Genomic DNA, 13,427 nt, shown 5'->3' with positions numbered 1-13,427 from the left:
TTGCGTTGTCATGATTTGCGAACAAGTCACCATAGGTGGCATTGCCGCAAATCGAGCGTTTTTCAGAGAGGTTTTCGATGAAACAAGATTCTGGATTCAATGGTTCTGAGGTTATGTATCCTCCGATGGCAGTCAACCACGGGCCGAACCAGTCAATGGTGCCCGCGAATGCTCCGTACGCAACGCCCGGCAACGGGGGATTTCCCGGAGGCCCGCCTCGCGGTCCGGAGATCCTAACCGGCCCACTCAATCAGACTTGGATCATGAATTGCCTGCGGCGTCGCTGGCTCTCGGCTTTGCTGCTGGGCACCCTAGGTGCGATTTTGGCAGGCTTGCTTTTGATGTGGCTTTTTCCCCTCTCATCGCAAGTGGTGGCCTACTTGCAGGTGGAGGATCAAGAGTCTGAGGACATGTTGGGTGAAAAGACTCGAACAATGAACCCAAAAGAATTTGAGATTTTCCAACAAACGCAACTCACGTTGCTGAAAAGTCAGTTTGTCTTGATGGCTGCACTCAATCGTGGCGACATCCGTGAACTCAACGCAGTCGTTAAAAATCGTCCGGATGAGCTTACGTGGCTCCAGGATGAACTGCGGGTTTCCTTCCCTGGTGAGAGTAAGATACTCATGATCAGCTATGAGGGGGATGAAGACCCTAAAGAAATGAAAATGATCATCGATGCAGTGGTTGATGCCTACAAGCAAGAAGTGCTCGCTGCGGCAGAAATCAGTAAGTCTGAGACACACCTCAGCATGGATAAATTGCACAAACAGCTTTTGGTCGAATTACGTGGGAAAATCGACAAGATGCAAACGCTCCAAAAGGAACTTAAAGGGGCAGGTTCGCCTAATGCTTCCGCGGAGCTTAATATGTTAATTCGCGACGTTGGCTCGCTGAACCAACGGATTTTTGAAGCGAAAGAACAATTGGTTGATCTGGAGGTTAATCGGGAACTTCAGGCGCGTGCACTCACGAGCCCCACGGCAATGAAACAGGCCATTGACGCCGAACTGGACGCTGATCCTACCATTCAAGGATATCAACAAGAGCAATATGCTCTTTCACAGCAGCTTCGCCAATTGCAGTCACTCACCAAAAGACCTTCTTCTCCTGAGATCAAACGATTGCAACAAGGAATGGCCAGCGTTCGCGAAGCGGAAAGACAATATCGAGCTCAGCGAGAACGAGATCTTGCAGCTCAGCTGAAAAATGCCCCCAACGATGCGATGCAGCAGGTGATGACTGAGTACATCATGCGTCGCAACGCTCTGAATCAGTCTATTACCGATTTGCAGAATGATCTCGATACCAAGAAAGAAGAGATCGAGGCACTCGGCCAAGAAAATGGTGAACTTTCGATGCTCACTGCCGAGGTTGAGTCGCTACAAGAGATTGAGCGTCAAATGGACTGGAGGCTACGGAGTTGGAAAGTACAGGAAGCATCACCTGACAGAATTAAAGTTATGCAAAACGCGTTCTCCACGGAGAAAATCAATGTCTACCAGCGTTATGCAATCGCCTCGATCGGCGGGCTGGCGGCGTTCTGCCTGACTTGTTATGGAGTCGCCTTGCTGGAATTTCGCCGTCGGAAGTTGAATTCCCCAGAGGATGTTGATGAAGGTCTGGGTATCCGAGTTCTCGGTGTCTTGCCGTCGGTCGCCTCACGCAAAGCGATGGCGCCAGGCAGCACCACGGCGGCTCAGCTCGCAGAGTCCATCGACAATGTCCGCGCTACCTTGATGCACGACTCAACCTCGCGACCTCGCCAGATCGTGTTGGTGGCCAGCCCCTCTTCGATGGAGGGATCAACCACTGTAGCTAGCCACCTGGCACTGAGTTTGACACGAGCAGGCCGACGGACGCTCTTAATCGACGGTGATCTCCGTGACCCCTCATTGCACAAGTTGTTTGGAATGCCCTTGGAAGATGGCGTGAGCGAACTCGTGCGATCCGAAATAGAGATCGCGGACGCCGTTCGCCCTACAAGTACTGAGGGTCTTTGGCTCATGACTGCTGGTCAATGTGATATGGATGCTATCCATGCTTTGGCAACCGATCAATTGCAGCCCATCTTTGAAAAGCTGAGGGGCGAATTCGACTTTGTGATTATTGATGGTGCCCCGATTCTCGGACTTTCTGACTCGTTGTCGATTGGTCAGTACATTGATGGGGCAATCCTCACCGTGTTGCGTGACCACAGTGGAGTTCGAAGTATTCATCAGGCCTCTGAATTGCTCAAGAACTTGGGTATCCGACTGATTGGTTGTGTGGTCAACGGCATGCCGTTCAAAGCGGATCGCCGCATCACTCGGATTCAGAGCGGACAGAGCAAGGCCAAGCGGATTGCTGCTGCCAAGGAAGAGTGAACTCTCTGACTCATTTCCCATTAGAACTATGCGGCGTCGAACCTCTGATTTGGTTCGACGTCGCTTTTTTCATGGACATTCTGACCTCTCCACTATTCCTGCGAAGTCGGGAAAGACGGAAAATAGGATGCCTGAATGCAGGGACTGTGTGCTGTGGTCTGACCTGTGCATGTGCTATGCTCTTCGGAAGTAACGACTAAAGGGCTACCAACAACAGAAGTCTAAATCGACCACCTCTGGACACCCACAATGGATTTGCAGCAGCGATTCGCAGCTCTTGGACGAGCAATCTACGACCATCGCTGGTGGGTCATCTTGGCTTGGGTCTTGGCAGCATGCTGCTTGCGTATCTTTTCTCCTGCATGGTCCTCAGTGGCTCGTGATGGTGATCTGGAACAGCTCCCACCCGACACGGCCATCGCTCAGGGGCAGAAGTTCAATTTGGCTGCGTTTCCTGAGGACGTTTCCAAGAGTCAAATGGTCCTGGTAGTTGCCCGGCCTGAAGGCGTACTCTCGCTCGATGATCGGGAGTTTGCCATTTTATTGGGACATAAGATCGGTGAGGCGCTAAGTGAAAACATTGTCGACGTATGGAACGAGAAGACCCCTGCAATTGGGTCTTCACTTCGCAGCAAGTCCGGTCAGGCCGTGCGAGTGGTAGTGCGGCTGACCAATGAGTTCATGGCGACCCAAAACATCGAGCTACTACAGCGTGCGAAGCAGGTTTTAAAGGACGCATCTAATGTGACCCCAGCTGGCTTGGTAATCGGAATCACCGGTTCCGCGGCAATCGGGGGTGACATGCTCAGTGCGGCCGCCGAGAGTGTGCAGAACACGCATACGACCACCTTATTGCTCGTGGCAGTCGCGCTTCTACTGATATACCGTTCGCCGTGGTTGGTACTCGTGCCGATGTTTGCAATTGGCGTCGCGACCACCGTCTCGATCGACTTGCTTGCCATTCTGGCAGGGTGGAGTCAACTTCACCCGGATGCCTTGCCCCGCATCGAAGTGTTCACTACCACCAAGATCTTCGTCATCGTTATCCTCTTTGGCTCGGGTACCGACTACTGCCTGTTTCTGACAGCCCGCTTTCGCGAACATCGCTCAGAGGGACTGTCCCTACGCGATTCTCTCGTCGGTGCAATGCAGCATGTTGGCACGGCGCTGGTGGCTAGCGCCCTGACGACGATTGTTGGTTTGGCGATGATGGGTTTTGCTCAGTTTGGGAAGTTTGCCTACAGTGGACCGACCATCGCGATTTGTTTGGCAGTTACCTTGCTGGCTTGTCTGACATTCGTTCCAGCATTGTTATCTACGCGATTAGGGGCCGTCATTGAGCGTGGCAATGAATCGACTTCTGATAATATATATTGGCAATCTTTCTGGGAGCGATTGTCGGATGGTATTCTCCGTCGCCCAGGTAAGATTCTCGTACTGTGTCTTGCAGCTGCTTTGCCTCTTGCATGGTATGGATGGAATGTAAATGTTACCTACGACTTGTTAGGTGAATTGGCTCCAGAACGAACTTCCCGTCATGGAACGGATATGCTTAAGCAGTATTTTCCGCCGGGTGAGATTGGCCCCCTGGTGGTCTTGGCTGAGGTGCCCTCGGGGAATTTGGATTCGGTGGATGGTCAACTCACGATTGCAGAGTTAGCAAAGCCACTCAATGAAATATTGGGAGTTGAGCAAGTGCGTAGTCTGTATCAGCCCCTGGGAGATCCACCCGGCACCGTGAGTCTATTTTCCAGCGAGGGTCTAATAGCACTTGCTGCCAAAGGGAGTCCCCTGACGCAAGCCGTTTTCGTTTCTCAAGCTCCCGGGATGGCGGGACGGGTTACTAGGCTTTTTCTCATTCTCGACGCACAACCTTTCTCGCGAGAAGCGGTAGCCATTAGCAATGCAGTCGAGGAAAAGCTCGCAGAGATATCAGCCGACATTCACTCGCCTTGGCATGAGGCAAAATTTGCACTGGCTGGTCCAACAGTTGGTATCCGCGACTTAGAACGAATTACACTTCAAGATCGGTTTCTCATTGAGCTGTTGGTCATATTCGCAGTTCTCTTAGTATTGGTCGTGCTGTTGCGTCGGATAGTCGTCTCCTGTTTCTTGATTGTGACCGTTGTGCTAAGTTACTTAGTCACCATCGGGATCAGTGAGCTTCTCTTCTCGCTCATTCGGGGTGAGAGCTACGTGGGACTCGACTGGAAGGTGCCCTTGTTTCTGTTCGTGCTCTTGGTTGCTGTGGGGCAAGACTATAACATTTATCTGGTCAGTCGCGTTCTCGAAGAACAACGCTCCGGCCAACTACTCGCCGGATTAAAAAGGGCCGTTGTCCAAACGGGGGGTATCATTACTAGTTGCGGTATTATCATGGCAGGCACCTTCGTGTCGATGACAACCAGTGAACTCAATGGCATGATAGAGCTTGGTTTTGCCCTCACGCTGGGGATCTTGCTTGATACCTTTGTGGTGCGGACGATTGTCGTGCCTGCTTTCTTGGCGGTGTTGGCGGTGCGGGAGTAGGTGCCGTTTGCACTGGGAATCTCGCTCTGCTGCGCTGGGGCTCTGCATCTCGTCTAACAAGCCTGCTTGACCTGGATCACGTGCCCGTTTAACCTAAATGGACGGGAACAGAGATCTTCTTCGCACGGATTGGTGCGATATTTACCGCATGGCAAGCGGCCAACGTTTTCTTATTGGCCAGCGCGGGAGGCTCATTCTGTGCTATTGCGCGGCTTCCCCAAATAACTTTCCCTGTGCTTCCTGCACACTAACTGCCGAATTCTACGGATCGGCCAAGGAACATAGTGATGGCAATTCGTAAGCTTTTGTGCGTACTGGTAACTTGTGCTCTGCTCGCTCCGCAAGTGAAGGGAGCAACTGCTCCCCTGGGCGGGTTTATTCCCTTTGCAGGAATTGGTCTTACGGACGAATTTAAGAACGCGAGTACCGATCTTTCCGGAACCTTTTTTTTGGCGGATCCTGAGACATCGATTGTTGGCAATCCTCTCTCGGGTGGAGGATCTCCGTATTACGACATTGCGCTGCTTGATACGGGGGCTGCGACGCACATTCTCACTTCGCAAGCAGATGGACCCAACGGGTTTGATATCCACGGCAATAATTTCGACGGCGACAATATTCAACAAATTGGTGGCGCTACGGGATTGATCAATCTGGAGATCAACAACCCGCTTGCCATCTATGCAGGAGGGCTTAAGAACTTCACGGCGAACGGTGCGACTCTCACCAAGAATCCCTCAGCAAACTTGCGAGGACAGTCAAGTGTTGCCACCCTGAGTGCACCGACCGAATGGAAGCTGCCAAATATTTTGGGCTTGCCAATGGCAGCGCAGCATTCCATCACGATCAAGAACAGCGAGCCGCAGATTTTTGAACTAGGGGGCCGGACCGTACGGACCCCCGAGGTTGAGTTCGATGATCTCGGCATCGGTGGAGGGAGCATTACAAGACGTGCTCCCCTTAAAATTCGTCCCGGTTCTTCCTTTATCGCGGGCCCCCTGTACATTCAGAATCTCGATATCCTTGGGGGAAACTTCAATTTCCATGAAAACCCCCTTTCCCCAACGATTATCGAAAACGGTGGGCTCTTCATTGATGTGGACATGGCACGAGGCACCAAATCGCTTCAGGACAAAGAGTTGCTTTTCGATACCGGGGCCGATCTGACAGTAGTGAGCGAAATCACCGCCGCCCGGCTTGGTTTCGACCCCATCCTTGACACGCCCGATTTTGTGCTAGAGGTTGAAGGTTCCGGTGGTGTTTCCGCCGGCATACCTGGGTTTTACCTTGACGAATTGAATATAGATACCGTCGGGGGAACCTTCACCATGCAACGCGTGCCGATTGCCGTGTTGGACGTCACAAACCCCAACGATCCAGGAAACATCATTGACGGCATTCTTGGCATGCATCTGTTCACGGGGCGCGATCTGGTGATCGATGCAAATCCTTCGATAGGTCAGGGTGGAACTGGTCCGAGTCTCTACATCAGTGACCCTGTCGTAGAGAATCACACCTGGACAAGTACCGTTTCTCAAGCCATTTTTCAGACCCCCACCAATTGGACGGCCAATGGAGTGCCCAATCAGATGTGGGTTGCTGAACTTCGCAACACAGCGATTCCCACTCAGTTCGTGAATCTTACGGGTAACTCCATAGTCAATCAATTGGTGGTTGCCGGAGGACAGAATTCCACGCTGCGACTCCAACTCAACGGTACTCAAAAACTCACTACTTTTGGTGAGACCCGCATTGAGAATGGAGGCATAGTCTCGCTCAATGATAGTGGCACGAGACTTGATGCCCAGTTTGTCAATATCGAGGGAGGGACTCTCCGCGGCAATGGCAGCGTGTTTGTTGGCACGGGGCCGATAACGGGGGTCGTGCGAAATCTCTCCGGTCGCATTGAACCGGGCAATGGTATCGGTGCGCTGGAAATCGTCGGTGATTATTCCAACCTCGTCAACGGTACTCTGGCTATTCAACTCGGCGGGACCACGCCGGGACAATTTGATCTGCTCGAAGTGGATCGGTTCGCTTTTCTTAGTGGTACACTCGAAGTCTCGCTCGTGAATTTCACTCCTGCAGTTGGAAATATGTTTACCTTTCTCACGACTGGCGAGGGTGTCTCTGGCGCGTTCGACAACCTCGTGCTTCCCGCGGGGTTTCAGTGGGGTGTTGATTATCTGTCTGATAGTGTGGTGCTAAAGGTGCTTGGCCTGGGGACCTCAGGGGACTTCGACTCGGATGGAGATGTCGATGGACATGATTTTCTCCTATGGCAGAGAAACCCCAGTGTTGGCGACCTGGCGGATTGGCAGAGCAACTATGGTGTGGGAGCCGTGCTGTCCTCAGCCACGGTTGTACCCGAACCCACAGGCATCGTGTCCATCCTTGTTGCAGCAGCCCTTTTGGTCATCAAACGGAGACCTTTGTAGGGGGGCTAAGAGCCAAATACCCCCAGCCCTTTAGTCGAAACTAAAAAACAAAATACAAAACTCGGGGATTGTTTCTTGTTTTTCAGGGGTTTTAGAGGTTTTTGCCAATAATTTTGCAAACAAAAACCCGTCTCTAAGTTGCAAGAAGGAAAGATGCATCAAGCAATTGGTGGCTTGGAAACAACCGACGGATCCCTAGCCTCGCTCTCTGCAAACACACTCTCGCCTTGCCGAGCTTTCGGCTCTAGTCTCTCGACTTTTTCTCAATTATCAAACAGCTTGCCTGGTGGATGGCACGCTCTATTATCAGGATCGTTCGCCAGATTTCTACTAAGATTTTTGGGCCATCTATGGAAGCCTATGGGTCAACAGATTTCACAAGCAATCTCCTGACCGAGATTTTCCAAAAGGACTTATGTAAAATCGACGTCCTCGGTTGCAGCAATAGTGGGATAAAGGAGGAAGGAATCTTGAATAGATGGGAAAACCCCTCACACAATTTTCACTTCACTACTCTGATCCCTTTGAGAAACCGACCGGAGACTTCGGTCACTAGCGTTCTCGGCTCCACGGTCTTTCCATGTTGCTCTGGGAAAAAGCCCTAACCCCAATGGGGGGGGCAGGTTACATGCTAGGCGACGTGGATCGCAGGGACTTTCTCCGCGGGCAGCGCCAATTTGGATTGGGTATAGCGTCGCTTTTGGTTTCGAGAATTGTGCCAGAACCAACTTCAAAAGTAGTATTTTTCCTCAGCTTGGCGATTCTACTTTCCTCGCCACGAATAGGTGGTTCACTTATTTCTTGCCAAGTATGACGTCATCGCGCACAATAGTCTCGTAACCATTAGCGACTAGTGCATTCCCATTGATGGAGAGATTCAATGATGCCTCGCCCGCACTGCTCTGAGATTCTGCTCCTCTTCGCTTATCTCGCCTCACTTATATCTTCGCTAGCTCAAGGCCAAACGACTTGGGAGGGAGATGATCTCACGAATCCGGAACTTTGGAGCGCAGCGGAGAATTGGTCCAACGGGATTCCGAACAGTTCCACAGCAACAACCGTGGGAACTCCTGCCCCTACAATCGTCGATGTGGTCTCGGCCAGCGCTCAGACTTTGGAAGTTTTAGCCGGCGGCGAAATTGATATCCTGGGAGGCCACACACTCACAATCCATGGGACCACGTTAACAAATAATGGCCTCATTACTGTCAACAGCGACAACTCTACTGATTTGGCGACACTCACCTTCGGCACCCTAGGGGGCACGATTGATGGCAGTGGTGAAATCGAATTAGGTGCGATCTCCGACGATGCCCGCCTAAATAACATCAACAAAAGTAATCCAGTCACTCATCAGGCTGACCACACCATTCGGGGCGAAGGACAGATTCCTATGAGCCTGATCAACTTTGGCACGATTACCGCTTCGGAAGCCAATGGCGACTCGACAGCCGAACTTTTGATAAGAGACGGCTCCAAGACCAATCATGGCACGATTCAATCATCGCCCACCGCTACGCTGAGATTAGGCGTTAGCCTCACTCAGGGGAGTGCCGGCCTACTCATTGCCGATACCAATACCGTCTTTGTGAACAACATCATCATCACGGGAGGCACGCTGAAATCAGTGAATGGCGGTGCCTTTCAGACGACCGGAAATGCGCTGACTTTCGATAGCGTCGAGGAGCTAGATGGACAATTCATTCTCGTCTCTGGCGGCGGAACGACTGGCAATCTGCTCGTCGAAGGAGGTGGATTTACGAATAATGGCACGATTTTGATCAACCGGGACAATGTGAGTGGCTCGCAATTGAAGTTCGAAGAAACGGGTACGCTCGATGGCACGGGCGAAGTCATCATGAATTCTCCGGGGCTGGGAGCAACAATCACCTCACATGCAAATACAGTCGGCACTTTTGGGCCGAATCAAACGATCCGCGGCGTTGGGCAAATTCAAGGCGCAATCGTCAATGATGGTCTCATTATTGCCGAGCCTCGTAGTGGCGGCACCGAACTACTGTTCAATATACACCCGAAAACCAACAATAGCATGATCCGCGCCGAAGCTGGTGCCACGATTGGGATCCTCGGCTCTACGATCACTCAGGACGATGTAAGTGGCGTCATTCTGGCCAACGGGGGTACGATCAATCTCCAAGGAAGCTCCGTCATTCATGGTGGTCGCTTGGATGCCGTCGGCGGCGGCAAAGTTACTGTCACCAATAGTGCCCGCCTTGAGGACATTACGAATAACGCTCCAATCGAGATTCCGATTGGTAATAATCCGCTTAACTTGGGAGGTGCAACATTTGTCAACAACAATACGATCACCGTTCGAAGTGGCCTTCGAGTGGACGGTAACGTGGACATCAGCGGCACCGGCGAAATAATCCTCGACTCTCCTGGTATTGCGGATGTCACCGTAAACGCTGGCTTTACTGCAACGCTTGGTCAGAGCCATGTTCTGCGCCGCACAGCAGCTGGCAACGTCAGTTCCTCCCGCGTGAATGGACCGGGCACCTTCATCAACAACGGGCGAGTCGAAGGGGCCTCTGCGAGTGTGCGCTTGAATATTAACGGTCCTGTGGGTGGCTCGGGGACAATGAAGGATATCAACATTACGAACATCCATTCCCCTGGCGATCCAGGCGGGACCGCACAAGTTCCGCTTGAAGGGACCTATGAGATCAGCTTTTTCGGTCAATTGAATTTGGAACTCGGGGGCACGACCCCCGGCCTGGAGTACGATCAATTGTTTTCTACCGATCCATCCAATGTGTTCATGATCACCCCTGGTAGTACAAAATTGAACGTCTCATTCCTTCCCGGCTACTTTCCCACCAATGGAGATATTTTCACACTTGTAGACACCGCCGGCACGATCACCGGGAATTTTTCCCAGATTAATCTGCCCCCTCTCCCCTCAGGATTTAACTGGCTCGATATTTCGACTCCGCAGACAATCGCCTATCAATTCATCGCCCCATTGGCAGGTGACTTCGAAGAAGACGGCGATGTCGACGGCGACGACCTCACCCGCTGGCAAGCCAATTACTCCACGGGCAGCACCCACATGCAAGGCGATGCCGACGACGATCAAGATGTTGATGGTCGCGATTTTCTCATCTGGCAGCGGCAATACACGGGCCCCCTGCCGACTCCGGTAGCTGTCGTGCCCGAGCCCACGACTTATTTGCTACTGGTAGGAGCCATCTTTGCCATCGTCGAGATGAGGCTGACCAAGAATCTGAAGTTCTAAGAAGTCCTAACAAAACTACCAATTTAGCGATCTGAAGCAGATCAACGCTTGGGCGATTTTAATGAACGCTTCGTGGATATCTTCTCGGCGATCGTATCTGGTTTTCAGGCGTCGAAACTGATGAAGCCAACTAAGCGTACGCTCCGAAACCCAACGATAGATTCCCAATCCGCTGCCATGATCTGTATTCCGCTTTGCCAAGTGAGGTTCGATGCCACGCTCTCGAAGTTGCTTGCGATGTGGTTGCGAATCGTAAGCACGGTCGGCGTAAACTTGGTCGGGGCGCTGCCGAGGATGTCCAGGCTTCCCAGTCACTGGCGGAATGCCGTCAATCACTGGCAACAGCTGCGTCACATCATGTCGATTCGCTCCGGTAAGCGTCACGTTCAAAGGAATCCCATTGGCATCAGTCACAACGTGATGTTTGCTACCTGGCTTCGTGCGATTCGTAGGGTCTGGTCCAGTCTTTTCGCCACCCCCCATAGCACGAGCCTTGGCGCTGTCGACGGCAGCGCGCGACCAATCAATCTGATTGGCTTCTCGCAATTCATCAAGCAGCAGTTGCACCAACGCCTCCCATACCCCCGCTTCCTGCCAGTCTCGCAAGCGTCTCCAGCATGTCATGCCCGAGCCGCACTGCATCTCTTGCGGCAAGTCTTCCCAGGCAATCCCTGTCTTCAATATGAACAAGATGCCAGTGAGCGCTTTGCGATCTTCAATTGGAGGTCGCCCTCCCTTAGGCTTGGACGGTTGTTTAGGAATAAGCGGTTCAATTCGCTCCCAAAGTTCGTCAGGCACGAGGGGCTTGGCCATGGCAGATACTCCTTTGCATCGAGGTTTAGGTCTCGATGTATTCTGCCCGTCAAAGTAAAAAATACGTGTCGTTTCATGCAACTTGTATTCATTTGATCGTGCTAGCGTACCGCATGAGCAACGGCACTAGCAGACAGTTTTGTTAGGACTTCTAAGCAGAATCATATTCGAAAAGCCATCCAAGCTCACCATATTCTTTCAATCGGGACAAGTCCCGACTACACTGGAACGGAGTCGGGCAGAATCGTGTGCCTTCTTTTCCAGGGTAGAGGTTTTCCGTGAAGCGCGGGACGCAAATTCGAGCAATATCTTCCGCTGTGCTTGTGCTAAGTGCTGGATTTTCTGCGGCAGCGGTCGAGTTCCGCACGATTGATGGGACCCAGAATAATCCAATTTTCCCTGCCCAGGGAGCGGCCAACACGCGTGTAATACGTTTCGGTTATGACGCTGACTACCCTGACGACATTGGCGATGTCATTACCGAACATGATAAACCCAATCCCCGCGATGTGAGTAACTTGGTAATTGCCCAGCAGGCTACTATCTTTAACGATCGCAACCTTTCGGACTGGGTCGTCCAATGGGGCCAGTTCATCACCCACGATATGTCCCTCATCCCTGCTAGTACGGATGCGGACTTGTTGTCGACCGGTGAGGTAGGTGATTTTTCCATCCCAGTTACTGCATTAGACGACCCATTGGGCCCAGGGCCCATCTCATTTCACCGCTCTACTTTTGATCCGTCGACAGGTAACGGCGACAAGCAATCCACTCAGCAGGGAGACGTGCCGATCCCTCGTTGGCAAATCAACCTCAACACTTCTTATCTCGATGCGTCGCATGTCTACGGATCTGACTCCACAACAGCTGCTTCACTGAGAACCTTCGTCGATGGCAAGCTGGCGACTAGTGCTGGTGGGATGCTGCCAGCGGTCAATGGAGAGGGACTGTTCCTCACCGGTGACTCTCGCGCAAATGAGAACACGACTCTCAGTGCGACCCACGCCTTGTTTGTGAGGGAGCACAATCGCCTTGCCGGCCTACTCAAGGCGCGAGACGGAACGCTAAATGACGAAGAAATCTACCAATGGGCGCGAAAAATCGTCGGAGCCGAGGTGCAAGCGATCACCTACCAAGAGTTTCTGCCTGCACTCATGGGATCAAATGCTCCTTCTGCGAACGACTACTACTATGACGAAACCGTGGACGCTACCATTACCACCGCCTTTTCGACTGCGGCGTTTCGTTTTGGGCACAGTATGCAGTCGCCGAAATTGTTGCTTGTCGACAGCAGCGATGTCTTAATCGATGAGATTTCACTAGTCGATGCTACTTCTCGCAATCAGATACTGCAGAACGATCCCGCCCTGTTGGGCCTACTTCTTAAAGGACTTGCAGTCCAGGTGGCTCAGGAGAACGACGCCTACATAGTGGATGAGTTGCGCAACGTCTCCTTTGGCCCCATCGGCGCTGGGGGAACAGACTTGGCTGCCATCGATATTCAGCGCGGCCGTGATCTGGGTCTACTAAACAGCTACAGCCTCTTGCGAATTGCCTACAATCTCATTCCTTTTAGTCAGTTCCAACAGCTTACCAGTGACCCTACTACAGCTGCCGCGCTTTTGGCTAGCTATGGCACTCCCGACAATCTTGACGCCTGGGTTGCCATCATTGCAGAAGACCATCTTCCCGAAAGTAGTCTGGGATCGCTGGCACAGAAAATCATCGATAGCCAATTTCAACGTCTCCGTGACGGGGATCGATTCTTCTTTACAGGTGATTCAGACCTCCAAGACCCCCTGGTGACCGCGATTATTGACTTCAATTCTATTACGCTCAGCCGACTTATCGAACTCAATACCGGTGTGACCGGGTTGCAAGAGAATGTTTTCTTTGCAGACTCTCGGGTGCCCGAACCCGGTTCGAACCTACTACTTGGGAGTGTCGCTCTAGTCTTTTTTACTCGAGTTAATCGAAAATTTGACTCAACTGTTTTTCGCTGTTAAGGTTGAGGCACGTGGA

Annotated in this window: 6 protein-coding genes; 5 read left to right on the top strand and 1 reads right to left on the bottom strand. The window is 52.0% G+C overall.

Translation table 11 applies throughout. The features are described from left to right. Window positions 1-77 precede the first annotated feature (77 nt). The 4 genes from Pr1d_RS04915 to Pr1d_RS04900 all read left to right on the top strand — a co-directional run bounded on the left by Pr1d_RS04915 (window position 78) and on the right by Pr1d_RS04900 (window position 10,592). Window positions 78-2,366, top strand: a complete 2,289-nt coding sequence (locus Pr1d_RS04915; RefSeq protein ID WP_148072482.1) for a polysaccharide biosynthesis tyrosine autokinase — start codon at window positions 78-80, stop codon at window positions 2,364-2,366. Window positions 2,367-2,615: 249 nt separating this feature from the next. Then, window positions 2,616-4,895 (top strand): MMPL family transporter, encoded by a 2,280-nt coding sequence (locus tag Pr1d_RS04910; protein ID WP_148072481.1) that lies wholly within the window; start codon window positions 2,616-2,618, stop codon window positions 4,893-4,895. 287 nt (window positions 4,896-5,182) lie between these two features. Then, a complete protein-coding gene (locus tag Pr1d_RS04905; protein ID WP_148072480.1) occupies window positions 5,183-7,333 on the top strand; it encodes a retropepsin-like aspartic protease in 2,151 nt (716 codons plus the stop codon). Window positions 7,334-8,213: 880 nt separating this feature from the next. Continuing rightward, entirely contained in the window at window positions 8,214-10,592 is a 2,379-nt protein-coding gene (locus Pr1d_RS04900; RefSeq protein ID WP_148072479.1) for a hypothetical protein, read from the top strand. 15 nt (window positions 10,593-10,607) lie between these two features. Here the strand turns inward: Pr1d_RS04900 and Pr1d_RS04895 are convergent, their stop codons facing one another. Further along, on the bottom strand, window positions 10,608-11,405 hold the full coding sequence (locus Pr1d_RS04895; RefSeq protein ID WP_148072478.1) for an IS5 family transposase: 798 nt from the start codon (window positions 11,403-11,405) through the stop codon (window positions 10,608-10,610). A gap of 278 nt (window positions 11,406-11,683) precedes the next feature. On the opposite strand from Pr1d_RS04895, the gene Pr1d_RS04890 reads away from it, so the two are divergent. Continuing rightward, on the top strand, window positions 11,684-13,411 hold the full coding sequence (locus tag Pr1d_RS04890; RefSeq protein WP_148072477.1) for a peroxidase family protein: 1,728 nt from the start codon (window positions 11,684-11,686) through the stop codon (window positions 13,409-13,411). Window positions 13,412-13,427: the final 16 nt, after the last annotated feature.

Source organism: Bythopirellula goksoeyrii (assembly GCF_008065115.1).
GTDB classification, from domain to species: domain Bacteria; phylum Planctomycetota; class Planctomycetia; order Pirellulales; family Lacipirellulaceae; genus Bythopirellula; species Bythopirellula goksoeyrii.
The sequence above is the reverse complement of the archived record's forward strand: the minus strand, read 5'-3'. Positions and strand labels throughout refer to the sequence as shown.

Bases quoted from the DNA above. Each gene is read 5' to 3' on its own strand.
- Pr1d_RS04915 (WP_148072482.1), top strand. From the start codon at position 78: ATGAAACAAGATTCTGGATTCAATGGTTCTGAGGTTATGTATCCTCCG.
- Pr1d_RS04900 (WP_148072479.1), top strand. From the start codon at position 8,214: ATGATGCCTCGCCCGCACTGCTCTGAGATTCTGCTCCTCTTCGCTTAT.
- Pr1d_RS04895 (WP_148072478.1), bottom strand. From the start codon at position 11,405: ATGGCCAAGCCCCTCGTGCCTGACGAACTTTGGGAGCGAATTGAACCG.
- Pr1d_RS04910 (WP_148072481.1), top strand. From the start codon at position 2,616: ATGGATTTGCAGCAGCGATTCGCAGCTCTTGGACGAGCAATCTACGAC.
- Pr1d_RS04905 (WP_148072480.1), top strand. From the start codon at position 5,183: ATGGCAATTCGTAAGCTTTTGTGCGTACTGGTAACTTGTGCTCTGCTC.